Annotated in this window: 20 protein-coding genes; 11 read left to right on the top strand and 9 right to left on the bottom strand. The window is 42.6% G+C overall.

Annotated elements, in window-relative coordinates; translation table 11 throughout:
• Positions 1-97 precede the first annotated feature (97 nt).
• From AHMF7605_RS20475 to AHMF7605_RS20460, 4 genes are read left to right on the top strand one after another with little or no spacing between them, the layout of a single operon-like run.
• Positions 98-427, top strand: coding sequence for an ArsR/SmtB family transcription factor (locus AHMF7605_RS20475; protein WP_106931887.1), 330 nt, complete (start codon positions 98-100; stop codon positions 425-427).
• A gap of 7 nt (positions 428-434) precedes the next feature.
• Entirely contained in the window at positions 435-872 is a 438-nt protein-coding gene (arsN2, locus tag AHMF7605_RS20470) for an arsenic resistance N-acetyltransferase ArsN2 (RefSeq protein ID WP_106931886.1), read from the top strand.
• Between the two features lie 54 nt (positions 873-926).
• Positions 927-1,769 (top strand): arsenite methyltransferase, encoded by an 843-nt coding sequence (locus tag AHMF7605_RS20465; RefSeq protein WP_106933553.1) that lies wholly within the window; start codon positions 927-929, stop codon positions 1,767-1,769.
• A gap of 25 nt (positions 1,770-1,794) precedes the next feature.
• The gene (locus AHMF7605_RS20460) at positions 1,795-2,574 is read left to right on the top strand and encodes a metallophosphoesterase family protein (RefSeq protein WP_106931885.1); all 780 of its coding nucleotides are present in this window, start codon (positions 1,795-1,797) and stop codon (positions 2,572-2,574) included.
• Positions 2,575-2,739: 165 nt separating this feature from the next.
• Here AHMF7605_RS20460 and AHMF7605_RS20455 read toward each other — a convergent pair whose 3' ends face one another.
• Positions 2,740-3,237, bottom strand: coding sequence for a GNAT family N-acetyltransferase (locus AHMF7605_RS20455; RefSeq protein ID WP_106931884.1), 498 nt, complete (start codon positions 3,235-3,237; stop codon positions 2,740-2,742).
• A gap of 257 nt (positions 3,238-3,494) precedes the next feature.
• On the opposite strand from AHMF7605_RS20455, the gene AHMF7605_RS20450 reads away from it, so the two are divergent.
• Both AHMF7605_RS20450 and AHMF7605_RS20445 read left to right on the top strand, forming a co-directional pair.
• Positions 3,495-7,217 carry a sensor histidine kinase gene (locus AHMF7605_RS20450; RefSeq protein WP_106931883.1) on the top strand — a complete coding sequence of 1,241 codons (3,723 nt, stop codon included), beginning with the start codon at positions 3,495-3,497 and terminating at the stop codon, positions 7,215-7,217.
• The gene (locus AHMF7605_RS20445) at positions 7,168-10,716 is read left to right on the top strand and encodes a hypothetical protein (RefSeq protein ID WP_146153628.1); all 3,549 of its coding nucleotides are present in this window, start codon (positions 7,168-7,170) and stop codon (positions 10,714-10,716) included. The genes AHMF7605_RS20450 and AHMF7605_RS20445 overlap by 50 nt, the downstream gene beginning before the upstream one ends.
• Positions 10,717-10,967: 251 nt before the next feature.
• On the opposite strand, the gene AHMF7605_RS20440 is transcribed toward AHMF7605_RS20445, so the two are convergent.
• On the bottom strand, positions 10,968-11,681 hold the full coding sequence (locus AHMF7605_RS20440; RefSeq protein WP_106933552.1) for an SGNH/GDSL hydrolase family protein: 714 nt from the start codon (positions 11,679-11,681) through the stop codon (positions 10,968-10,970).
• Between the two features lie 44 nt (positions 11,682-11,725).
• Entirely contained in the window at positions 11,726-12,001 is a 276-nt protein-coding gene (locus AHMF7605_RS20435; protein ID WP_106931881.1) for a hypothetical protein, read from the bottom strand.
• A gap of 528 nt (positions 12,002-12,529) precedes the next feature.
• On the opposite strand from AHMF7605_RS20435, the gene AHMF7605_RS20430 reads away from it, so the two are divergent.
• From AHMF7605_RS20430 to AHMF7605_RS20420, 3 genes are all read left to right on the top strand, one after another.
• Positions 12,530-13,129, top strand: a complete 600-nt coding sequence (locus AHMF7605_RS20430) for a porin family protein (protein ID WP_106931880.1) — start codon at positions 12,530-12,532, stop codon at positions 13,127-13,129.
• A gap of 227 nt (positions 13,130-13,356) precedes the next feature.
• Positions 13,357-14,640 (top strand): PAS domain-containing protein, encoded by a 1,284-nt coding sequence (locus AHMF7605_RS20425; protein ID WP_106931879.1) that lies wholly within the window; start codon positions 13,357-13,359, stop codon positions 14,638-14,640.
• A gap of 40 nt (positions 14,641-14,680) precedes the next feature.
• On the top strand, positions 14,681-15,037 hold the full coding sequence (locus AHMF7605_RS20420; RefSeq protein ID WP_106931878.1) for a histidine kinase: 357 nt from the start codon (positions 14,681-14,683) through the stop codon (positions 15,035-15,037).
• Between the two features lie 87 nt (positions 15,038-15,124).
• Here the strand turns inward: AHMF7605_RS20420 and AHMF7605_RS20415 are convergent, their stop codons facing one another.
• The 6 genes from AHMF7605_RS20415 to AHMF7605_RS20390 form a co-directional block, all read right to left on the bottom strand.
• Entirely contained in the window at positions 15,125-15,892 is a 768-nt protein-coding gene (locus AHMF7605_RS20415; protein WP_106931877.1) for a S1/P1 nuclease, read from the bottom strand.
• A gap of 180 nt (positions 15,893-16,072) precedes the next feature.
• Positions 16,073-16,807, bottom strand: coding sequence for an SDR family oxidoreductase (locus AHMF7605_RS20410; RefSeq protein WP_106931876.1), 735 nt, complete (start codon positions 16,805-16,807; stop codon positions 16,073-16,075).
• A gap of 173 nt (positions 16,808-16,980) precedes the next feature.
• Positions 16,981-17,262 carry a pyrimidine/purine nucleoside phosphorylase gene (gene ppnP, locus AHMF7605_RS20405; protein ID WP_106931875.1) on the bottom strand — a complete coding sequence of 94 codons (282 nt, stop codon included), beginning with the start codon at positions 17,260-17,262 and terminating at the stop codon, positions 16,981-16,983.
• A 37-nt stretch (positions 17,263-17,299) separates the two neighbouring features.
• The gene (locus AHMF7605_RS20400; RefSeq protein WP_106931874.1) at positions 17,300-18,967 is read right to left on the bottom strand and encodes a M1 family metallopeptidase; all 1,668 of its coding nucleotides are present in this window, start codon (positions 18,965-18,967) and stop codon (positions 17,300-17,302) included.
• Positions 18,968-19,178: 211 nt separating this feature from the next.
• Entirely contained in the window at positions 19,179-20,012 is an 834-nt protein-coding gene (locus AHMF7605_RS20395; RefSeq protein ID WP_106931873.1) for a DUF481 domain-containing protein, read from the bottom strand.
• A 135-nt stretch (positions 20,013-20,147) separates the two neighbouring features.
• Positions 20,148-21,524, bottom strand: a complete 1,377-nt coding sequence (locus AHMF7605_RS20390; protein WP_106931872.1) for an MBL fold metallo-hydrolase RNA specificity domain-containing protein — start codon at positions 21,522-21,524, stop codon at positions 20,148-20,150.
• A gap of 82 nt (positions 21,525-21,606) precedes the next feature.
• Here AHMF7605_RS20390 and AHMF7605_RS29505 point away from each other — a divergent pair, with 82 nt between their 5' ends.
• Together AHMF7605_RS29505 and AHMF7605_RS20385 are read left to right on the top strand one after the other, a co-directional pair.
• A complete protein-coding gene (locus tag AHMF7605_RS29505) occupies positions 21,607-21,840 on the top strand; it encodes a hypothetical protein (protein ID WP_146153627.1) in 234 nt (77 codons plus the stop codon).
• Between the two features lie 39 nt (positions 21,841-21,879).
• Positions 21,880-22,503 (top strand): c-type cytochrome, encoded by a 624-nt coding sequence (locus AHMF7605_RS20385; protein ID WP_233219199.1) that lies wholly within the window; start codon positions 21,880-21,882, stop codon positions 22,501-22,503.
• Positions 22,504-22,739 lie beyond the last annotated feature (236 nt).

Here is a 22,739-nt window from a genome sequence, read left to right as displayed (position 1 = left end):
AGCGCAATTAGGAGCTACGTATGGTAAATTTCTTTAAACAAGACTTGTTAAATACCAGTTATCATCGTAACATTACGATATAACGTAAGAAATCAATATGGGAGTGACGAAAACCCAAAACTTTACCGATACGCAAAATCAACTGGCTGCTTACGCCAAAGCCATTGCGCATCCGGCCCGGGTAGCTATTTTGCAGTATTTGTTAAAGCAACAGACTTGTATTTGCAGCAACCTGGTGGAAGAACTACCCTTAGCGCAAGCCACTATTTCGCAGCACTTAAAAGAATTAAAAGCCGTAGGTTTAATTAAAGGCGAAATAGAAGGAACCAGTGTCTGCTATTGTATCAACGAGCCGGTGTGGGAACAGGCGAAAGATATCCTCCTTAATTTGTTTACCTTACCTATTGCTACTAAAAACTGCTGTTAATTCACCCATGAAAGCCCTAGTAGAACGAGCACGCACTACCGACCGAGCCGCCATCGTGCATTTGTTGAGTTCCTGTAATCTGCCAACTATTGATTTACCGCCAACTCTGGAAAATTTTGTCGTTATCAAAAATGCGGATTCGCTAATGGGCACCTGCGGATTGGAAATATATGATGCCATTGCTTTGCTTAGGTCTTTAGCCGTTTCGGCCGACTTTGAAGGTAAAGGCTTGGGAAACGCTCTTTATGCGGCGGCATTACACTTAGCGAAGGAAAAGAATGTGAAAGAAGTTTTTCTGATCACGAATACGGCAGCAGTCTTCTTTACTAAATTAGGTTTTACTCCCGTCGAACGTTCCAGGGTACCGGCAACTATTCAAGGTACCGCCCAGTTTAGCTCCGTGTGTCCTTCGTCTGCTACCATTATGTATCAGAAAATAGATTAAAAATTGGCTTTTTATTCATCGCAATATTACTATAAACCGATAAAAATTAATATTATGCCAACCGCCGAAGAACTTAAACAAATTGTAAAAGAAAAGTACAGCGAAATCGCTTTACAAAGCAAAGAGCAAAACGAAACTTCCTGCTGCGGAGCTACTGGTGGTTGCGCTACGGATATCACCCTTATGGCCGAAGATTATTCAAAGCTTGCTGGTTACCAAACAGACGCTGATTTAGGCCTGGGCTGCGGATTACCTACCGAGTACGCGCGCATGAAAGCAGGCGATACCGTATTGGACTTGGGTTCCGGCGCGGGTAACGATTGCTTTGTGGCCCGGTCTGTTGTAGGTGAATCCGGTAAAGTTATTGGCGTAGATATGACCGAAGCCATGATTCAAAAAGCAAAAGCCAACGCGCAAAAATTAGGATTTACCAACGTAGAGTTTCGGTTAGGTGAAATTGAAGATTTGCCCCTGGCTGCCAACCGGGTAGATGTAGTGGTGAGCAATTGCGTATTAAACTTAGTACCCAACAAAGAGCAAGCTTTTAAAGAAACCTATAGAGTGTTAAAGCCAAAGGGCCATTTCAGTATTTCGGATGTGGTATTGAAAGGCGAGTTACCCGTCGGTTTACAAAAAGCGGCGGAAATGTATGCCGGCTGTGTTTCCGGAGCTATCCAACAGGAGGACTATTTGCGCCTGATTAAAGAAACAGGTTTTGAAAATGTGCAAGTCCAGAAGAAACGGCTTATTACTCTACCGGATGATTTACTCTCTAATTACCTTTCTGATGCTGAATTAAAAACCTACAAAGCCAGCGGAACCGGTATTTACAGTATTACCGTATACGCCGAAAAACCCGATTCTACTTGCTGCTCTCCCAGTTCCGGCTGCTGCTAATCTTTCTCTCAGAAACTAGTAAAACATGAGAATAGCTCTTTTTAGTGATATCCATGCCAATTTACCCGCTTTAGAAGCAGTTTTTGCCGATATGGATAAGCAGAATTTAGATGCTATTTATTGCTTAGGCGACCTGGTAGGTTATGCCACCTGGCCCAACGAAGTAGTAACCGAAATCCGGAAAAGAAAAATTCCTACCATTGCCGGCAATTACGATGAAGGAGTAGGATTAAGTAGCCCGAACTGTGGTTGCGCCTACAAGACAGATACGGAACAAACTTTAGGTCAACAGTCCATTGATTATACCAATTTAGTAGTAACGGAAGAAACCCAGAATTACCTGCGGATGCTGCCCCGGCATCTGCGGGTAACCTTTATGGATAACTCGGATGAAGCCAATAAAATAGAAATGCTACTAGTCCACGGCAGCCCGCGGAAAACTAATGAATACTTGTTTGAAGACCGGCCGGAAAAAAGCTTTCTGCGGATGATGGAAGAAGCCCAAGCAGATTTACTGTTTTTCGGTCATACGCACAAACCTTACCACCGGGTACTGCCTTATGAACACGAAGGACAAACCCGTTACCGGCACGCTGTTAATATTGGTTCGGTGGGCAAACCCAAAGACAGCGACTCGCGGAGCTGCTATGTTATCTTGGAATTAACCCCTGAGAGTACATTAACTAATCCGGAAAGTATTCAAGTGCAATTTGTGCGGATTGCCTACGATGTAGAAAAAGCGGCTGCAGCCATCGAAAACAGCCCATTACCGAATGAATTTGCCGGCATGTTACGAACTGCGTAGATAAACACACCTTTTAGTATTTTGTAAAAGTACCTGGATTTCTTTTTAGCCAGTTAAAGCTAAGCCCGACTTTCGCCTTCTAAAAGTAGAAATAAAAGCTTTTTGGTCTCAATAAAAGTAATTCGTAAGCAAAATAATCGGGCAAATCATTCCTCATAAAGGTTGTTAATCTACACCAACGATTACACTGCGCCTTTCCAGGAGTAAGGTATCGCGCCAGCTAGTATCCATTTTCCCGATTTTCTCCCGTCGGCCCACAATTCTAAAACCAGCCTTTTCGTGAATTTTTATACTAGCCACATTCTCGGGGAAAATAACTGCTTGCAGGGTCCAGAAACCTGCCAGTTCACTGGCGGTTACTAAATGTTTTAACAAGTTTTCGCCGAGGCGTTGGCCCCGATTATTTTGTTTAATGTAAATACTTACCTCGGCTACCCCGCGGTACACCTCGCGCACCGAAATTGGAGCCAGAGCGGCCCAGCCTACAATTCCATCATTAATTTTAGCCACAAAGCGGCAAGCGGGCACGTGCGCTTTATTCCAATCCAGCCAGTCAGGAATCTCTTTCTGGAAGGTAGCATGGCCGGTTAATATTCCTTCCCGGTAAATAGCTGCCACAACGGGCCAATCTTTTTCTTGCAGGGGAGTTATAAGCGTACTCATAGGATAATGAATCTAGTGTTTAGTCCATAGTCGTCAGACAATAGTTCATAGTCATAATTTGTTGTAAATTAGCATATTTCAAAGGTAACAAACCGCTATTTTCAGTTAATGGAGCACGAGTAAGATGCAATAACAAAATCTATTTATTACTACTTCTGACAATTTGAGTTACAACATTACTGCGCCCGGATTACTTTTAAATTATGTGGGACTTAGCACAATTTTTGAATAAATTTGCGTAACCATTCCTTTAAAAATTGAAATCCCGATCTTTCCCATATATTCATTTAATTGCCGCGGTACTTTGTTTTGCTGCTGCCGCCTTGCTTAACCTGTATACTTATTTTTCGCAGTCTTCGACGGATAAAAACATTTCTTTTGTTGCAGACAACATTACTAAAGCCATAAATGCTGCTGAGCAAGATGTAATTGTAGCCAAAACTTATTTGCGGGAAGACACGGTTCTATTCTCCAAGTTACTTGGTAAAACACAATATCCGTGTTTTATTATGAAAGGAGATCAGCTTATTTTCTGGTCGGATCATACCACGGTTACTGATTTTGATAATGCGGCTATAAAAGATGAGTTTAGTGTAGTAGAATCTAAGCACGGAAAATACCTGGTCAATAAGGAGAACTACCAGAATTTTACTATTCTGCTATATATTCCGCTCGAAGTTAGTTTTGGCATCAATAACACGTATCTGCAATCAGGCTTAAACGAAGCTATTTTTGGGAGCATGCAAGCCCGGATAATTATAGATCCTAACTCCGCCTTTCCCAAATTACGCACCTCAGAGGGCACTTATTTGTTCTCCTTACAGCAATTAGTGGAAACGGATGTTCGCAAGAGTAGCCAGGCGGCCATAGCCGTTATTACGCTGGGAATTGGTTTTTTGGTGTACTGCTTAGTATTTGTTAGTCGGTCGTACTTACGCCGGGGAAGTTATTTAAAAGGCTTAACCATTCTCATAGTACCTTTATTTATTTTAAGGCTGGTACTGCTATATTTTAACTTCCCATTTTCAGTGTTAGAATTGGAAGTTTTCAATCCTAAACTATACGCGGCTTCCTTTTGGTCGCCGTCCATTGGGGATTTGCTCTTGAACGCCGTGTTATTGGCGGTGCTTACTTTTAACATAGCCTATATTTTCCGGCATCTGCAAATAACCAGCTACCTTAGAAAACTAACCCGGACGGGTCGGGTTTTAGTTAAAGTGGGTTGTGGAGTAGCTTTTTACATTATGCTCCACGGGCTTTATGAATTTTACCTGGATTCCTTCACGAACTCCTTACTAGTCCTGGATGTATCGCAAAGCCTGGATTTTTCTTTTTATAAATTTTTGCTCTATACGGCTTTTATTCTGCACACGGCTATCTTTTTTATCTTTGTGCATTTGCTCACCCAAATTTTTCATGCGGTTCAACCCGATAATACGGCTCCTTACTGGTATTACCTGTTAACTGGCTCCGGGGGAATTGGGGTTATTCTGGGAGCTTTCAGCAACAAAGCCGATGTTATTTTATTTGGTTTGAGTCTCCTGTTTTTTGTGGCCGTTATTTACGTTCGCTTTCGCCGGAACATCACGGCTAATCCGTACCAAACCTATTTATTTATTTTCTGGATTATTGGCATGAGTTCCGTAGCGGGCAGCCTGGCCATGTACGTGCATTATCAAAATTTGCTGCTGGTAAATAAACAAAAGTTTGCTTCGGGTATTTTACTGGACAATGATATCCAAGGCGAGTATTTATTAAACGACATATCCCTGAAAGTACAGGCCGATCCTTCCATCCGGAATAAATTTATTTTAGACCCGTTCGTAAACGTTGACTTTGTGAAGCAAAAAATAGAGCGGTATTATTTACGCGATTATTTTGATAAGTACGAAGTAAACGTCCGGCTATTTGATGCGAACGGCTTAACCCTGGATACTAAAGGCTTAGAAATAGACGAAGAAGATGATAATATTACTTTGCCACTTTATGTTAAATATTTTCTGGAGAAGGCGGTTCCTACGGAACACGAAGGATTATTTCTCATAAAAGAAGAAGAAGAACAGAATTCGCGTAAATACATTCAGTTCATCCGGCTGCGAACCGTGCATAAAACGCTGGCTACCATTGTGCTGGAGCTTAATTTAAAAAAGTTAACGCCTTACAGCGTTATTCCGGAGTTATTAGTCGATCAAAAATTCTTTCAGCCCTTATATAACCGGGATTTTAGTTATGCCTTTTATCAAAATAAACGACTCACTTACAACGAAGGCGATTATAACTATACCCGGTTCTTTTCGCCGGCCATCCTCGACAATCCGGAATTAAAAGGCAATGGTTTGCAGGTAAATGGTTACCATCATTTAGGTTTCCCGACGAAAGACGGTAAAATACTGGTGGTAACAACGGCGCATTATTCGTTGCGCGATGTGGCCTCTAACTTTTCGGCCTTATTTCTGGTGCATACCCTTTGTTTGCTGCTGTACATGCTGCTGTTTTTACTCATGCGGGCTCGTTACATTCGGGAATTCAGCACCAATTTCAGTACTAAAATTCAGTTATACCTTAATTTTGGCATCCTCATTCCGCTGGTATTAATAAGTATTGCTACTGCCAGTTTAGTTACGGGTTCTTACCGCCGCGATTTAGAAGACACGTATAATAAACGCGGTAAACTGATTCAGGAGAACTTCTTAAATACCATTACCAGAAAAGGCGACCGCAACAATCAAGAGCGATTAGGCGATCAGGTTCGGCAACTCGCCGACTTATCCGAAACGGATATTAATTTATATGATAATCAGGGTAAACTACTGTACTCCAGCCAGCCTTTGATTTTTGATGCCGGACTTTTGTCGCGCTACATTAATCCGGAAGCCTTTGTGAGCATTGAGGAAGCCCAGGCCCGTAAAGTTTTATTACAGGAACAAGCCGGTAATATCCGTTTTAATGCTTTGTATTTGCCGCTTTACGCCGATGGGCACAAAGATGTCGTGAAAGCTTTTATTGGGTTGCCATTTTTCGATTCAGAAAAAGAGCTTGATTCCAAGCTAATCGAGCTTTTTACCACTATAATGAACATTTTCACTTCTATGTTCATTGTATTTATGGTACTTACTTACATAGCCTCGCGCGCATTAACGGTGCCTTTAAAGTTAGTTACGCAGAAGTTGAAACAAACGACGCTGACCGGCCAGAACGAAAAGTTAGATTATCATTCGGCGGATGAGATTGGCCTGCTGGTAAGTGAATACAACAATATGCTGCTGAAGCTGGAAGAAAGTAAAAAAGAACTGGCTACCCGGGAGAAAGAAGCCGCCTGGCGCGAAATGGCCCGGCAAGTAGCGCACGAAATTAAAAATCCGCTAACGCCCATGAAGCTCTCCTTGCAGTACTTGCAGAAAGCTATTGCCGAAAAGCGGGAAAATACCGAAGCCTTAATCAGTAAAATTTCCGGTACTTTAATTACCCAAATCAATACCTTGAGTGATATTGCCACTTCTTTTTCCAGTTTTACTACCCTCCCGGATTTAAAACCCGAAAAAATAAATATTGCGGGTATTTTACAGCAATGTGCGGAGTTGCACCAAGACGCGAACAATCGCATTCAAATTCATATTCCGGCGGGCGACTACCATGTATTGGCCGACGAAAGCCTGATGGTGCGAACTTTTAATAACTTATTTATTAATGCTTTACAAGCCATTCCGGCGGGCCGCACACCTTGCATTTTGGTTTCATTGCAGAAAACCTCACCCGACAAAGTGCTTATTTCGGTGCAGGATAACGGCACTGGTATTCCGGCTGATATTACGCACAAAGTATTTATCCCGAATTTCAGCACTAAATTCTCCGGGTCGGGAATTGGCTTAGCTGTGGCGAAGCGGGGCATTGAAAGTGCTGGCGGCCGGATATGGTTCCATACTACCGAAGATGAGGGTACCACCTTCTTTATTCAATTACCGGCGGTGGCAGATGATTAAATGGTGGTTGGCGGGAGTTTTATGGGTAATTCTTTCCTGGTCGGCCCAGGCCCAATATTCCAATCAACGGTGTAAATGGGTAAATCTTTCCGATGCGCCTGTTCAACTGGATTCACTTACTATTTTGCCCGGTTCTATTACGCTGCAAGGCCCTGCATCCGATACGCTCAAGTTTTTATACAATCCCTCGCTAAATCAATTTCAGGTAATCCGCCCGCCGGTGCCTGCTATCCGGTTAGATAGTTTAGGTGGAATTGCGGCCAGAAAAAATACCACCCGCGACTCGGTATTGGTGTGTTACCGGGTGTTGCCGTTTAACCTGGCCATGGCCCGGTACCGCCGGAAAATAACCGCTACTGATTCGGTTTACTTACCGGGTACCAAAATCTACACCGAAGAAATTGCCATTAAAAAAGAAGAATTATTCCGCACGCCGGGTTTAAGTAAAAACGGAGCTATTACCCGCGGCATTTCTTTCGGAAATACTCAGAATGTATTTGTTAACTCGGCTCTAAATTTACAGTTAGAAGGAAAATTATCCGAAGAGATTGGCATAACGGCTTCTATCTCTGACCAAAATGTACCTTTTCAGCCCCAGGGCAACACGCAGCAACTGCAGGAATTTGACCGTATTTTTATTACCCTGCAACATCGGCTCTGGAATGTAACAGCTGGCGATATTGTATTGCGCAACAAACCCGATTACTTTTTACGGTATTATAAAAACGTACAGGGCGCGGCTTTTGAAGTAAATTATTCTCCTAAACCAAACCAAAAAGCCAGTACTTCGGCGGTAGCCTCGGTGGCAAAAGGTAAATTTTCTTCTATTCAAATCAGGCCCATCGAAAATGTGCAAGGTCCTTACCGGTTAACGGGACCGGCATCGGAAAAATACATTATTGTGCTGGCAAATTCGGAAAGAGTTTACTTGGATGGGAAACTCCTTACCCGGGGCTTCAACTACGATTACGTGATCGATTATAACCAGGCCGAAATCACGTTTACCACCCGTAACGTTATTATTCGCACTTCCCGCATCCGCGTTGATTTTGAATACTCCGACCGGAACTACAACCGCGCCATTTACCAAGCCAGTCATTACCAGGAATTTAAAAAAGTAAGTATCCACGCCAATATTTACAACGAATCGGACAACCCCAATAATTTACTGAACCTGGATTTAAAGCCGAGCGACAAACAATTATTGCGCGAGATAGGCGATAGCTTGCAATTGGCGTATACTCCGGGCGTAGAAATAATTCCTTACGATCCGCAGCAAGTCTTATACAAAGACTCTACGGCCCTGGTGAATGGCCTGGCCAAGCAGATTTACGTGTACACCGAAGATTCTACTTTATCAGCTTATTATTCGCTGCGCTTTACCGATGTGGGTCAGGGAAAGGGCGATTACGTACCCATAACTACTTCGGTAAACGGCCGGTCCTTTAAATGGGTAGCTCCCGTGGACGGGCGACCCCAAGGTAGGTATTTACCGGTACGAATTTTACCTACCCCTATCCGAAAGCAAATGGCTACAGTGGGGGCAGCCTACCAGGCAAATAAAGAAACCAGTATTTACTTAGAAGCAGCCGCCTCAAAATACGACGTAAATCGCTTTTCGGAAAAAGGCTCTCAGGATGATAATGGTAAAGCTATTAAGGTTGGCTACACGGTTCGGGAAAAATCCTTGCCCATTTTAGGGAAATATAAATTACAAAGTACGTTTAATTACGAATTTACCGACCGCAACTTTGTTCCCATTGATCGTTACCGCGACATTGAATTTGACCGCGACTGGAGCAACGGAGTTACGGCCGAATCCCGCCAGAGCGATAATATTGTAAACTTTTCGGTGGGAGTAGTAAAAGATAATACCCACGCTATTAATTACCGTATCAGCCGCCGTTACCGCCCCCACGAAGTAGATGGGGTACAGCATTATGTAGATGTGGTGCAAACGTTTAAAGGCTTATCCTTAAAAGGCAATCTTTTTACTCTGAGTAGTACCCGGTTAAATAAAATTAAATCGGCCTGGGTACGTGGCTTAGCGGAAATAACTTATCCCACCAAAAAAATTGTACCGGGTTATACCTATCGTTTTGATAAAAACCGGGAAGATTCCGTTTTAAATCCGGATTCGCTGGCTAGTTCGGCTATTTACTTTGATGAGCACCTATTTTTTGTACGCAGTAAAGATAGTGCCACCACCCGCTACGGTTTAAGTTATGGTTACCGGCAGGATCGCCGGCCTCGGCAAGGCGAGTTAAGCCAGCCCGAAACCGCTCAAACCTACAATGGTTATCTGCAAACCCGGGTAGGAGGCACCCAGGACATTCAAGCCCAGCTTACTTACCGAGAAGTAAACAGCGTAGATAGTTTAAATAAAGCCACTGTTTTATCCAGTATTAATTGGAATGGCGATTTATTGCAGCGGCACCTGCGTTCGGAGTTAAGCTATACCGTAGCAACTGGTCGGGAAGTAAAACGCGAATATGAGTTTATCCAAACGGTACCTGGGCAGGGTACTCATTATTTAATGCCCGGCGGCAATCCGCGCGATTTAAACGATTACTACGAAGCCCAAACGCCGGATGCCCAGTACCGCACGTACATAAAAGTTTTTTTACCGACCGATCAATATATTATTGCTTATACCAACCGGTTGAACTACCGCTTAAATTCGAGTTTGCCGCGAGCTTGGCAAGAAGCACCTTCGGCCATCCAAAAATTTGCTTCTCGTCTTACTGCCTTAACTACTTTAACCATGGACCGGAAAACAACCGATCCAAATTTGATTACCCGTTTTAATCCGTTCAGCCAGAATATCGAAGATAGCTTGCTGCTTTCCATGCTTAATTCCTTCCGGAATACTATTTTTTATAACCGCAGTAATTCAAAATTTGGCCTGGAATTTACTTTGCAGCAAAATCAGCAAAAAATATTACTAACGAATGGTACCGACACCCGAAACTTGCTCGTTCATTCCATCAGCGGCCGGTATAACTTAAATGAATATTTTACTTCTAAGTTGCAAATAAATCGTACCGAGCGCGGCAATAATTCTAATTATTTAAATACCCGTAATTACCAGATTCAATCCTACGAAGCCCTACCGGAGTTTGCTTTTCAGCCCAATAATAAACTTAGATTTACCAGCACCTATCAATACGCCGCCAAAAAAAATATTTACCGGGTAGAAGATTCGGAGAAAGCTGTTTTTAACGATTTAGGAGTAGAAAGCCGCTTAAGCCAGGTAAATAAACGTACTTTCTCGGGGCAGTTGCACTACACGCACGTATTTTTTAAAGGTGAAGTAAATAGCCCGGTGGGTTACGAAATGTTAAATGCGCTGCGGCCCGGCAATAATTTTACTTGGAATCTGAACCTGCAACAACGCCTCAGTAACGGCCTAAACTTGTCATTTAATTACGATGGCCGTAAGCCCAGCAGTTTACGCGCTTTTCACTCGGGCCGCATGCAGGTTTCGGTTTTGTTTTAAAATGGCCAGTTATAAGTTGCAAGTTGGAGGCTTAGAAAGTTGGAAGGTTGAAAAGTTAAGTTGCAGGTTGCAAGTTATTTTAGTTTTACATCATACGTTTTCCTAAACCAGCCAATTTTTCACCATTCCATGTTAAAACTATGGACCATCGACTAGGGACTATAAAGTCTTTGAACTAAGAACAATTCAACCATCTAGCAATTCAACAATCTATGTACCGTGGACTATCGACCATGGACTATGGACTATAACTACTTGCCAAAAACAGCTCTGGCGGCAGGTAAAGCTAAAGCAGCCCATTCGTTGTACATTTTGCCGGAAAAATGCAGCTTGTCCGTAGCTACGTAAGATTCGTCTTGGATAGCTTTATAGGAGGCCGGGGTAATATCTACAAATCCAACACCAGCCTGCTGGCATTCTTCTTTTGCTACTAAATTAAAAGCTATAATTTCCTGGGTTATTTTAGCTCGGTCCCGGCCTTCGGCAAAAGGCGTAACTCCCCAATCCGGAATAGAAAGAACCAAAACGTGGGTAGGCTGATTGGCCGCAAATTTTACGGAAGTACTTATTAATTCCCGGAACTCCGTCCGGTACGTTTCCAGGCTCTGACCCCGATATTGATTATTTACCCCAATCAGTAAGGTTACTAAATCATAAGTAGTAGTAATATTATTCGCGCGAATGCCTTCTTGTAACTCTGCCGTTGTCCAACCGGTACGGGCTATTGTTACTGGATAATTTATGGCTATACCAGACTGCCGCAAGTAAGCAACTAAATAATAAGTCCAGCGGTTTTCCGTAGCAACACTTTCGCCAATGGTATAAGAGTCGCCGAGCGCTAAATAAGTATATTTTGCCGCTATAGTTGGGGAAGCTGGTTCCTGGTACATAAAGGAATCTTTGTTGTTACAGGCTAAACATACCACTATCAGCGTTAACCAACTAGCTAATTTTATTTTTTTCATGCGTAAAATTTTCATTAATCTACGCACTAAGAATGCTTTTGTATTTAGCAAGCGCAGGCAAAATAATCCTCAAAGCCGGGGGCCGGTTTGCCTTCTACGCGTATAATCCGGTCGAGGCGGATTTCTTCGCCGGTATTTAAAAGCAGGAGTTCCGCCCCTTCATCGGCCCGAATTTCTTTAATTATAGCCCGGGCAGACATGTATTCACGAATATCGGTTAAGTATTGTATGCTCACGTATTTCCGTTTTTTGGCGTAAGTCAATAACTCTTCCCGAAAGGATGTGTCTACGGGTTGGTATACGTCACTGGTTTCTTTCATAATGCCGTTTTTAGGGTTTTACGAATAATGGCGCGTCAAAGGTTAAAACAAATTCAATCGGTTTAAAGCTAAAAATTCAGACTCTCAATTCTTTGCCTGAATAGAAGGGCGTAGTTATCAACCGGTACTGTAAAACCCTTTCTTATTTTCCATCTCAGATTACTCCGTCGTTTTTGCTGTTAGCACCTAAATGCAAAAAATAATTTTTCGTGTGTGTGTAAAAGCTATGTATCCTGCATCCAGTTAAGGCAATTGAAAGTGGCAGAAAAGAACTAACCAGGGTGCCGATTTCCAGCATTTTTTTTCAGACAACAAATACGTTTACCATTTAATTTTTTATTTACAAGGATTGAATAAGTAAGTATTTCAACCAGAAAGGTATAGCACATCAATCAGTTGGCTTATTAAAAAGACCAATAGCTACAGCATAATATGGCTTGCATTTTGCGTTAGTATTTATAGGTTAATTTAACTATTTCGCTTATTTATTAGACTTTTTATATGTATTACTCCCTAATTTGATTTTCTATGAAAAAGTTAGTATTGCTTTTAGTATTACTTGTTAGTGCAGAATTCGCTGCCCATGCTCAATTTACTGTTGGTATAAAAGGTGGATTAAGTTCCTCCGGGATAGATGTAAAAAATGCAAAAAATACAATTAATCAGTTAAAAGATTCGGATAATATTACCGGCTATCATTTGGGCGCTTTTACCCGAATTAAGGTATCTAATATTTTTCTGCAGCCAGAAGCTTACTTTGCTACTTCCGGGGGCAAACTCCAGCAAACCGATGTTCAGAATAATACGATAGACGAGGTAAAAGCCCGCTTTACCCGTTTAGATGTGCCTTTACTAGTAGGAGTTAATTTTTTAAAAATTGCCCGGGTGCAGGCCGGGCCGGTAGCTTCGGTGCTAGTAGGCAGTAAAATTGGCGACCAACGTGTGAAAGATTACCTAAATAAAACAGATTGGGGTTTTCAGGTGGGAGCGGGATTCGATATTAGTAATCTTACTTTTGATGTTCGGTACGAAAACGTGAAACGAGATTATACCAACCAAAACGCTTCCTTCGATTTAAAAAACCAACAAATAATTGTTAGTTTAGGTATTAAACTGTTAGGTAAATAGTTCGCTAAAAAATTAATTGCTGGAAAGCGCCGGTTCTGAAGAAAAGCAGCGCCTGCGCTTTTTTTATTATCTTTATGCCGGCCAAAACAGGTACTTTGCCCATCTTTTAATTAAGAAGCTTACTTGCTATTTAAAAGCAAATATTTATTTAATATTCCGCCTAATAATTTAGTTAACTTTTAAACCCATGGTATTTTTAACCGTTATAAGCGGTATTTCTCATTTTTATGGACTTTTCTGAATTATTTATTCACCTTCCGGATGCCATTGTGGTAGTAGCGCCGGAGCCTGATTTTAAAATAATTACCTGCACCAATGCTTACCTACAGGTTACGATGCGGAAACGGGAAGAAATTGTGGGGCTATCTTTTATACTGGAAGCATTTCCGGACCCGGCAATTTCTTACGAACAAAATCCGGTGCGTATATCTTTAGTTAAAGCAATAGCCACCAAACAAGTAGATTACCTGGACGTATTACGCTATGATTTACCGAAACCAGAAACCGAAGGTGGCGGCTTCGAAGTACGGTATTGGGAAGCTTCGCATACGCCGGTACTGGATGAAGCAGGGGAGGTAAAATACGTTATTCAAAAAACAATGGATGTTACCGCCCGGGAACTGGCGAAGCAAGCCCAACGCGAGAGCGAAAACAAGTTCCGGTTTATGGCCGATGCTATGCCGCAGCTGGTTTTTACTACTGATCCGGAAGGAAAATTGACGTATCTGAACCAACGTTGGTCGGTTTATAGTAACATTTCTATAGACAAATTACTGGCTACGGGCTGGCAGCAAATTATTCATCCCGAAGATTTACCCGAAGTGGAAAAGCGCGGTACAGAAGCTTTTGCTACTAAAACCGAAATGCAGGTGGAGTTGCGCAAACGCGATAAAGAAGGTAATTACCGCTGGCATTTGTGCCGTATTTTGCCCATGCGGGGCGAAGACGGCAATATAACTATGTGGCTGGGCTCTTCCACTGATATTCATGATACCCGGTTGCTGGTACAGGAACTAGTAACGACTAACGAGCAAATGGCGCTTCTAGCCGATCAGGTGCAGATAGCTTACCAGAAGGCCGAAGCGGAACGGAAAATTCTGGAACGCTTTATTATGGAAGCGCCCGCTTTCTTTTGCATCTTAGAAGGTCCCGAACACCGTTTCGAACTGGTAAATGCGCATTACCAGAAACTTTTTCCTAACCGGGAGTTGTTACACAAACCTGTAGCCGAAGCTTTACCCGAAGTAGTAGAGCAAGGCTTTGTTCAGTTATTAGATTCCGTTTATCAAACGGGCAAATCGTACGAAGCAAAAGAAATTTTGGTAAAGCTAGACCAGCACGATATAGGTAAATTAGACGACGTTTACGTAAATTTCTTGTATCAGCCTATACTGGATGAAACCGAAAAAGTATCAGGAATTTTGGTTTTTGGGTTTGAAGTAAACGAAGTAATTAAATTAAGAAAGCAACTGCAGGAGTCAGGTCGTTCCGTTAACGAAGCAGCTAAATAAGAAGAATGACAGCTCAAATTAAAATGAATAGCAGGTACGCATGAATGCCGCACAAGTAGACTTTCAGCAACTTCGGATTAAGCATATTTTATACAAATCAAAAGTCCGCTCGGTACTATTTGGTGGTTCGTTCGATGAGGCTTTTTTTTCGCCTGCCGGACCGGTAAGCACCTGGTTTAGTAGCGTCGGGATGATTAAGTATCGGCAGGAGGTAGAAATGACCGAACTCGCACGCGTACACCAAGACCTAAGTTCCACGGCTAGTAATTTATTTCAGCTCTATAAATTTGGCAAAATCGACCAGGCTTACGATGGCCTGAAAGTTATCGAAAAGAAATCTGAACATTTTTTGCATCTGCTAGCTCAATTGGAAGAGCGATTGAAAGATAAATTTTAACGCAAAACAATAGTTGTTAAAACAAAATAGCACCTGTTTAAATTTATCTAACAGGTGCTATTTTGTTTTTAGCAATAAGTAATTTAACTACCCATATATTTGATTTAACAAACCAGCTAGCCTAATTCCCCCTTGCATGAGTAGTTTCTGAATAGTACCAAAATTATCGTACGAGTACCGGTAACCTAATTTGCCGTCGGCAGGAATAGCGTATACCTGGGACCGCAATGGCATCATGCCATAGGCCCAATCTCTAACGCTGGTGCTTTGCCAGTTTTTTATCTGCGCTATATCCGGCTTATCTAAAAAAGAAGCTAACTCGGTATAACTTAATTCTTTTCCCTCAATTATATCGCTGTCCCAAACCCGGTGCAAATTAGAAGGCTGACCAAACCATTGTAGCTTTACAGTATTGCCACCCGAATCGTCCTGACCGCCAACGTGCAGTGGTTGGTGCAAATCGCCCACTAAATGAATTAAGAATTTTAAATTTTCTTGTTCCTGAGCCGGCGATAAATTGTGCGCTTTTAAAGTTTGCACCAATTCTTCCATTTTCATGATCAGGTCGCCGTTGGGATTTTTCTGCGTTTGCTCGTACTTCATACCGTCCGGAATGGTAACCCAATGCCAGTCGTGGGTATAATTGTAAGCCGGGTCCGATTTTACATCGTCCATGTAATTGGCTACTTCGGCCAGAGAGTTGTTGCCTAGTAGCTGCCGCACTTTCTTGCGAGCTTTTTTATTTAAATGCTGCTCGGCTATTAAACCTACCACCCGGTGCCCCGTTTGGCCGTAAGCAAACACCTGGCTGATAAGAAAAGGAAATAAAAGGAATAAACTGATTACTTTTTTCATTAATACTTTTTACTACTGGTATACCCGCTAAATAACAAACGATTGGGCTTATTTAGGTAAAATTAAAGTTAAATTTAAGAGAAGTACAAGCCAGACACCGCACAGAAACCTTTTTCAGAAGTTAAACAAGGTACATTATTTCACATTTTGCTTAACCAGCACTCTATTTCTGCGGATAGATTATCCATTCATGCGGTTGAAAATTTCGTTTAACTGTTCGCGGGAAGCTTTACGGTTAATTTCGGAGGTGCCATATCCTACTTCTTCTTCGCCCCGGGCTAAGCCAGCCATAATGCCATCGGCAAAATCGTTTAACGGTGCGCCAAAAGTATGCAAACCGGCTCCGCCTAAATCCGTTTGCACAGCGGGCGGTACAATTTCCAGCACTTTAACGGTAGTATCGCGTAGCTGCCGGCGTAACGATAAGGTGAAGGAATGCAAAGCAGCTTTAGTAGCACTGTAAATAGCCGCCTGGGCTAAAGGCGCAAACGCTAAGCCGGAGGTTACGTTTATAATATAACTTTTAGCTTTTTGCTGCAGATGCGGAATAAATAACAGCGTTAAATGAAGCGGCGCTTCCAAATTAATAACAATCTCGGCCTGGTGAAAAGACCAGGGTTGGGAGTTTCCTACTAGTGGTTGCCGGTTCTGGATACCAGCATTATTTAACAGTACATTCACCTCCGGAAAAGACTGGGTAACCCAGTTAAATAAATCTTGCCGGTCGGCTTCTTTCGCTACGTCGCACACGCGGGTATGTAGTTCCGGATGCTTTTGTTGGGCTTCCTGCAGCTTATCTTCGCGGCGCCCGCAAACAATAACGGTGCTGCCTGCCTCCAAAAAACGTCCGGCCAAAGCCAGGCCAATACCCGATGCGCCACCGGTAATTAATACCGTATTCCCTGATAATTCCATTGGTTACGTGAAATAAATTTAAGTTTTTCCTTTTACGCAAGAAAAAAACTATGGCCGATAGAAGAGGGGAAAATTATTTAAACCAAAGTTTAGTAATGGATTTAAGCTGACTATTCATACCATTTTTAGTAGTGGACAACTAAAAACGCAACAATACCTGATAACCTTACTATTTACCGGTACTGACACAAATAAGCGGCTTGTTCTTCTGTTTTCACCTGAAACGACGAGTTGCCGGGTACTTCAAAAAATTGCCCGGAAGTATACGTTTGCCAGTTATCCGCTCCGGATAACAAAACTTCTAAACTACCTTCAATAATAGTCATAATTTCAGGTTGTGCGGTACCGAATGCATAAGTTCCGGGGTTTATAACGCCTACCGAAGATTTACCCATCGGCGTGTGATAGGCTAACGATTTTACAGCTCCGTCGAAATATTCGTTTACTTGAATCATAAGAATTAGAATGTATTTTAATAGCGTGATTTGTAAATTAGCTGCCGCTACTTTGGGCAGCAGTTACGTAAAAATTAGTATCTACTTGTACAGTGGTGTTCGCCGGCACGTTGGGTAATTCCTGCCAAGCGGTATTTGGTTCCAGCCATTTTTCCTGGTTGTTCAGGTAAACTTTTACTGGTAGCTTAAAATTAGCTACGCAATTGGTCCAGCGATACGCCAGCTTATTGTTCCGGAGTTGGTATTCGAGCTGCGGAATGCGCACATCGCGTAAATATTGTCCAAAGAAAGACGATAAATCCCGGCCAATTTGCTGACTCAGATAATTTTCTATTTGGGCGGCGGTAACCGTTTGGTGATAAAATTCTTTGTTAAGACCGCGCAGGATGGTACGCCATTTTTCGTCGTTATTTACCACCTGGCGTAAGGTATGCAGCATGTTAGCGCCTTTGTAATACATATCGCCGGAGCCGCTGTAATTCACCTCGTAAACGCCGACAATAGGCCGGTCGTTTTTAATATTTTTGCGGGTACCAATTACGTATTCGCTGCTGGCCTTTTTGCCGAAATGATAATCCAGAAACAAGTTCTCGGAGTAAGCGGTGAAGCTCTCGTGAATCCACATATCGGCAATATCTTTATAGGTAATGTTGTTGGCAAACCACTCGTGTCCCGATTCGTGCACAATAATAAAATCAAATTTGAGTCCCCAACCCGAGCCGCTTAAATCTTTACCTAAATAACCATTCGCGAATTTGTTGCCGTAAGTAACCGAGCTTTGGTGCTCCATGCCCAGGTAAGGCACTTGTACCAGCTTGTAACTATCTGCGTAAAAAGGATAAGGGCCAAACCAATGTTCAAAGGCCTGCAACATGCGCGGTACTTCTTTAAATTGTTTTTGAGCTTTTTCTACATCATCGCGCAGCACGTAATAATCACAATCCAAAATACCTTTTTCGCCGCGGAATTTTTCGGAGAAATTTACATAATCACCAATGTTTACGTTCACGCCGTAATTATTAATTGGATTGGTAACAAACCAGTGAAAAGTTTTAGTACCATCGGCATTTTGCACTACTTTTCGTAAACGGCCGTTCGAAACATCCATTAATTTTTGAGGTACCGTTACGCTTATTTGCATGCTATCGGGTTCGTCGTACATGTGGTCTTTGCAGGGCCACCACAAACTGGCCCCATCGCCCTGGCACGAAGTAGCCACAAACGGATTGCTGTTCTTATCTTTCTGCCAGGTTACGCCGCCACTCCACGGCGGATTGCTGCTTACTTGCGGAATACCCCCATAATAAACCGCTAGCTTATGCAGAGTACCGGCTTGCTGAGGTTCGGTTAAAGTAACAAAAAAAGCATTGCCGTCGCGCCGGAAGGTCAACGATTTATTATTTTGAATAATTTTCTCAATGTTTAAAGGCGGCTGCAAATCGATTTGCATGGTTTTTTGAGGCTGCACCACCCGGTACGAAATAGTGTTTACTCCTTTTATAGATTTTTCAGTAGGATTTACCCGGATATCCAAGTGATAGTGCGTTAAATCCCACCAGGCTCTTTCCGGCGTAATGGAACCGCGTAAAGTATCCTGGCGGGTAAAAGTTGGTTTTTGCTGCGCCCATACTTGGCTAAAGGGCAAAGTTGCCAGGATTAAAAGTACTACTCGTCGGAAAATAGTAGAAATTAAATTTATTTTCATGAGATGTTGGAGTTACGCTTTGCCGCAAGAACTTCTTAGAAAATGCACCAAATGGGATGGATCTTTTTCTTTAAAACTTTAAAATAAAAGTAGTAATTAAAATGCCAGATGCATTATTTTAACTGACGTAAGTTTTCTATTTTGTCGCTGACAGCTTTTAATTATGAACCGGTTTCCTATGTTTAGCTAACAATAAGTAATACCTGGAAAACTAAAAATGCACTTCTATTCCGTTGACAACGGTGTAAACAAATTTGGTAACCGGCACAATGGGTTGATCTTCGTAGGTGCAATTAAATTTAGTTTTTAGAGCAAACACCTTGGTAATATTTACCCCAATGCTTATGTCGCCACTTATTCGATTGCGGAACCGGTCAATTAAACGGCTGTATCCTACCTGGTAATACGTAATCGCGTTTATCTCCAGGTTTTCTCTCACTTTCATTTTGGCGCTGACGTAACTGGTAGATTTGAGTAAATTAGAAACTTGTAAGCGATCGAACTGTTCCGGGTTTTCCCATTCTTCGTGCTCGTGCATCAGTCCCGTTCCCAGAAATACATGTATCTTTTTATCTTCGTCGGGCATTAACCGGTAACGCAAATAACCCCCGCCTAAAGTACGCCACTGCAAACCTCGCGCTTTATCGGTTTGTATTTGCGTGAAAAGCTCGTAAGACAATTGCCGCGCCCAAAACCAGTTTACCCGGACATGAGAATAGCCTTGCTGGGCTACGGTATTGCGTTGTTCTTTATTGTTATAATTTACCAGCAAGTAATTCAGGTAATTGACCCACAAATAAGTATGTAGCCGCGATTGGTAGGTTACATCGCCGTTCAAAGTAAGCTGCAGGTAATTATTCGGTCGGTTTTTACCCGCATTTTGGTTATAAATAGAAAAGTTGAGACCTGCTTTACCGGAAAAACTATTCGTAGAATCTGCGCCGGTTCGTCCTTCTTCAATATTCACAATTTGGGCGTAAACCGGTGAAGTACTTAACGCCAGCAAAAAGATAAATAGTAGTAAAATGGGTAAAAATAATCGCATGAAAATAAAGGGCGCTGCCCGTAAGCGAGACAAGTTACAACGCGAATAATATATCCTAAAGCAGAAATAAGGTTTTAGTAAAAGAGGAAATTACTTTCCTCTTTCATTAGATGTAATAATTTCGTTTTGAATCGATCAGACTACGTACGACAAACGAAAATCAGTAATTTCGATGTTTGAGTAACCTAACTCGGTTAAATCTTCTTTTAATTGCACCATTACCGGTTTTTCACCGTGCACCTGAAATATTTTCTGCAATTTTTCTTTATCCTGGCAAATCAGAAATTTGGCAATATCGCTGTAATCCGCGTGTGCGCTGTATTCTTTCATCACGATCATTTCCGCTTTTACCGCTACTTCTTCGCCTAAAATGCGTACAGTTTCGGCGCCTTTCAGCAATTGTCCGCCCAAAGTACTGGGTTCGCAATAACCGGTAATAAGCACGGCACTGTTCGGATCCGATAAATTGTTTTTCAAATGGTGCTGAATCCGGCCCGCTTCCATCATCCCGGACGAGGAAATAATAACGCAAGGCTCCATAAAGTTATTTAACTCTTTCGAATCTTCGGCTTCGATAATATAATGGAGTTGCGGAAAGCCAAACGGGTCGGAGTCAATTTTAAGGTATTCCTGCATGGTATCGTTAAAATAGTCCGGGTTGCTTCGTAAAATATCGGTAGCGTAAACCGAAAGCGGGCTATCCACAAATACTTTCACGTTTTCGGGCAGGCGACCTTCTTCGGCGAGGTAGTTAAGGGAGTAAATAAGTTCCTGGGTGCGGCCAATGCTAAAGGCTGGAATAAGCAGTTTGCCCTGGCGTTCTACGCAAACGGTTTGTACAATTTGCTCCAGGCGCTCTTCGGTATGTTCCAGGCTATCGTGTATTTTATCGCCGTACGTAGATTCGCACAAAATAATTTCAGCGGCCGGAAATGGCTGCGGCTCTTTTAAAATGCGGTTGGCAAATCGGCCGATATCGCCGCTAAAACAAAGGGTACGTTCCTGTTCTTCGTCCTGCAATTTTAAATTTATGGCGGCGCTGCCCAGCACGTGGCCGGTATCGGTAAAAAGTAATTCAATCCTATCGTCAATGCGATAAGGTTGGTCGTAAGGTACGGTTTTAAAAAGCTGTAAGGCGCTTTCTACATCGGCTTCGGTGTACAAGGGAGTAGTGGTTGTACCATGGCTGCTATTGTTTTCCTGAATGCGGGCACTGTCGCGGAGCAATAATTCGCATAGTTCGAGAGTAGGCGGTGTACAGAAAACAGGACCGGAAAAGCCCATTTTCACTAAGCGAGGTATTAAGCCCGAATGGTCGATGTGCGCGTGCGAAAGAATTAAATAGTTAATATTTTCCGGTTCAAAATCAAATTCGCGGTTATAATCATCGGTCTTTTCGCCTTTGCCTTGCAATAAACCGCAATCGAGCAAAATGCGCGTACCATTTTCCAGAGTTACTAAATGCTTGCTGCCCGTTACTGTTTGCGCCGCGCCGTAAAAAGATATCGTCATTGTAGTTTAGGATAATTTGGGGTAATGCCGGTTTTACGGCTGCCAAACCGGCTGGTTGTTCTTCCCGGTTATAGCTCAGAAAATGAACAATTTAGTTTTTACGCCGGATAAACCAAGAGTGAAATCGAGGTGCTATTTTCATAAAGATTGGCTGCACACCTCACCATATAAAGTGTTTATAAAGATACCGATGCAGGTAACGGTAACAGGAATCCCTTCCGGTACGTACCTGAAAAGAAATAAAGCTTTATCGGAAAAACTGATTGGTAAAACCCGGAAAAAGTTAAATCTTGCCACTCGGTTTAAAAAATTATAATCAAAAAATTAAATTTATTTACACGTTCTTATTTCTGCCATGATGAACAAACAAGTTATTCTTTTAGCGGCTGCCTTTAGTTTTACTTTTTTAACCGGCTGCGGTAGCCAAACCAAGCAACCGGGGGAAGAGTTTTACGACCCGGATTACCGCGCCAAAGCCGATAGTGCTTACGAAGAAAACCAGAAAAACCAACCCGTAGCGCAAGCGCAGCCCGCTACCCGCGATACTAACTCCGAGAAGTTTGGGCCAAATGCCAGTACGCATTCGGCTGCTTCCGAAGCACCGGCCGCCCAAGCCGATAAATCGCAGGCCAGTGCGCCCGGCAAAATTGCGGGAACTACTCCCACGGAGGGTAATAGCGGGGCCGCCCCGACCCAAACCAAACCGGCTGCAACGGGCGGTAATTTTGAAAAAGGCAAAGCGCTGCTGGCAAAATCCGACTGTTTGGCTTGCCATAAAGTAGACCAGAAAGTAGTGGGACCGGCCTACCAGGATGTGGCTAAAAAGTACGAAGCCAACGATAAAAATATTACTTACCTCACCAATAAGATTATTAAAGGCGGGGCCGGAGTTTGGGGCGATGTGCCCATGAGCCCGCATCCAACTCTTCCGCCGGCTGATGCTAAAGCAATGGCGCAATACATTCTATCGTTGCGGTAAGTCGGTTTGCTACTTAAAACCTTTTATTTTAGCCGTTTCCCATCCTATTTATAGTTGGGGAACGGTTTTTTTATTTTCCGGAATTTTCTTAACAAGTATGAAAGATAAATTTTAACTGGTTGCCGGCGCAGTACTGGTTCATCGGAAAGCTTCGTTAGAGAAAAAAAGCGTAAAGTTAAAGATGCGGCGAGTAATCTGTTTGCGGCAGAGGTGATGGTTCGGCGGTTGGTGGGATA

The sequence above is a fragment of the Adhaeribacter arboris genome (assembly GCF_003023845.1).
Taxonomy (GTDB): Bacteria; Bacteroidota; Bacteroidia; order Cytophagales; family Hymenobacteraceae; genus Adhaeribacter; species Adhaeribacter arboris.
Note: the sequence above shows the minus strand (reverse complement) of the source record. Positions and strands in the feature narration are given on the sequence as shown.

What these genes read in the sequence shown, in the direction of transcription:
- AHMF7605_RS20475 (WP_106931887.1), top strand. Translation starts at nt 98, where the DNA reads ATGGGAGTGACGAAAACCCAAAACTTTACCGATACGCAAAATCAACTG.
- arsN2 (WP_106931886.1), top strand. Translation starts at nt 435, where the DNA reads ATGAAAGCCCTAGTAGAACGAGCACGCACTACCGACCGAGCCGCCATC.
- AHMF7605_RS20465 (WP_106933553.1), top strand. Translation starts at nt 927, where the DNA reads ATGCCAACCGCCGAAGAACTTAAACAAATTGTAAAAGAAAAGTACAGC.
- AHMF7605_RS20460 (WP_106931885.1), top strand. Translation starts at nt 1,795, where the DNA reads ATGAGAATAGCTCTTTTTAGTGATATCCATGCCAATTTACCCGCTTTA.
- AHMF7605_RS20455 (WP_106931884.1), bottom strand. Translation starts at nt 3,237, where the DNA reads ATGAGTACGCTTATAACTCCCCTGCAAGAAAAAGATTGGCCCGTTGTG.
- AHMF7605_RS20445 (WP_146153628.1), top strand. Translation starts at nt 7,168, where the DNA reads ATGAGGGTACCACCTTCTTTATTCAATTACCGGCGGTGGCAGATGATT.
- AHMF7605_RS20440 (WP_106933552.1), bottom strand. Translation starts at nt 11,681, where the DNA reads ATGAAAAAAATAAAATTAGCTAGTTGGTTAACGCTGATAGTGGTATGT.
- AHMF7605_RS20435 (WP_106931881.1), bottom strand. Translation starts at nt 12,001, where the DNA reads ATGAAAGAAACCAGTGACGTATACCAACCCGTAGACACATCCTTTCGG.
- AHMF7605_RS20430 (WP_106931880.1), top strand. Translation starts at nt 12,530, where the DNA reads ATGAAAAAGTTAGTATTGCTTTTAGTATTACTTGTTAGTGCAGAATTC.
- AHMF7605_RS20425 (WP_106931879.1), top strand. Translation starts at nt 13,357, where the DNA reads ATGGACTTTTCTGAATTATTTATTCACCTTCCGGATGCCATTGTGGTA.
- AHMF7605_RS20420 (WP_106931878.1), top strand. Translation starts at nt 14,681, where the DNA reads ATGAATGCCGCACAAGTAGACTTTCAGCAACTTCGGATTAAGCATATT.
- AHMF7605_RS20415 (WP_106931877.1), bottom strand. Translation starts at nt 15,892, where the DNA reads ATGAAAAAAGTAATCAGTTTATTCCTTTTATTTCCTTTTCTTATCAGC.
- AHMF7605_RS20410 (WP_106931876.1), bottom strand. Translation starts at nt 16,807, where the DNA reads ATGGAATTATCAGGGAATACGGTATTAATTACCGGTGGCGCATCGGGT.
- ppnP (WP_106931875.1), bottom strand. Translation starts at nt 17,262, where the DNA reads ATGATTCAAGTAAACGAATATTTCGACGGAGCTGTAAAATCGTTAGCC.
- AHMF7605_RS20400 (WP_106931874.1), bottom strand. Translation starts at nt 18,967, where the DNA reads ATGAAAATAAATTTAATTTCTACTATTTTCCGACGAGTAGTACTTTTA.
- AHMF7605_RS20395 (WP_106931873.1), bottom strand. Translation starts at nt 20,012, where the DNA reads ATGCGATTATTTTTACCCATTTTACTACTATTTATCTTTTTGCTGGCG.
- AHMF7605_RS20390 (WP_106931872.1), bottom strand. Translation starts at nt 21,524, where the DNA reads ATGACGATATCTTTTTACGGCGCGGCGCAAACAGTAACGGGCAGCAAG.
- AHMF7605_RS29505 (WP_146153627.1), top strand. Translation starts at nt 21,607, where the DNA reads ATGAACAATTTAGTTTTTACGCCGGATAAACCAAGAGTGAAATCGAGG.
- AHMF7605_RS20385 (WP_233219199.1), top strand. Translation starts at nt 21,880, where the DNA reads ATGATGAACAAACAAGTTATTCTTTTAGCGGCTGCCTTTAGTTTTACT.